At 72.9% G+C, this 1,055-nt stretch carries 1 protein-coding gene; it reads right to left on the reverse strand.

Features of this window, described 5'->3' with window-relative positions:
• Nucleotides 1-129 precede the first annotated feature (129 nt).
• Nucleotides 130-1,055, reverse strand: a 926-nt coding sequence (locus AB0O00_RS41235; protein WP_363659777.1) for an ATP-binding protein, incomplete at its 5' end; no start/stop codon positions are given.

Below are 1,055 nucleotides of genomic sequence, written 5' to 3' on the forward strand. Positions count from 1 at the left end.
GGAGTCGGTCCGCCTGGTCGAGGAGTACTGCCGGCAGCAGCGGCTGTTCCGCCGGGCCGTCGAGCCCGTCCAGGCCGTCCAGCCCGTCGAAGCCGTCGAGAACGAGGTGGTCGATGTGCAGCTCGATCGTCACGGCCGCTCCTCCTCCCAGGCGAAGTCCCGTTCCGTCATCGGCAGTTCGAGCTTCTCGAACTCGCCGCGGGCGGCCGACAGGACGTGCGGCATGGTGATCGGGGTGCCCGCCGAGGCGGCCAGGAAGGCGGCGTTCACGGCGATGTTGCGGATCATGCCGCCGCTGGCCTGGAGCCGGGCCAGCCGGTCGAGGTCGAGCCCGTCGCGCGGGGCCGCGTCCGGGAACGCCTTCGCCCAGATCGACCGGCGCTGCTCCGGGCCGGGGAACTCGAACTCCACGACGAACCGCAGCCGCCGCAGGAACGCGCCGTCCAGCGCCGAGCGCAGGTTGGTCGCCAGCACGGCCAGGCCCCGGTAGGCCTCCATGCGCTGGAGCAGGTAGTTGACCTCGATGTTGGCGTACCGGTCGTGCGCGTCCCGCACCTCGCTGCGCTTGCCGAACAGCGCGTCCGCCTCGTCGAAGAACAGGATCGCGCCGCCGTCCTCGGCCGCGTCGAACAGCCGGCGCAGGTTCTTCTCCGTCTCCCCGACGTACTTGCTGACGACGGCGGACAGGTCGATCCGGTACAGGTCGAGGCGCAGGTGGTGGGCGAGCACCTCGGCGGCCATCGTCTTGCCGGAGCCGCTCGGCCCGGCGAACAGCGCGGCCACGCCGAGTCCCCGGGTGATGCGTTCCCCGAAGCCCCAGGTCTCGTAGATCGTGGTGCGGTGCGCCACCTGGTCGGCGATGCGCTCCAGCGCGCTGCGGCCGGCCCCGGGCAGCACGATGTCGTCCCAGGTGACCTTGGGTTCGAGGCGCTGGGCGAGCGAGTCCAGGCGGGGCCGGGTGCGGATCCGGCAGGCCCGCCAGGCGGCGGATGGGTCCCCGTCGGAGACGGCCGCCGCCGCGCGGATGGCGGGCAGCTCCAGCCCGAACTGGGCGG

The organism is Kitasatospora sp. NPDC093558 (genome assembly GCF_040683475.1).
Classification (GTDB): Bacteria; Actinomycetota; Actinomycetes; order Streptomycetales; family Streptomycetaceae; genus Kitasatospora.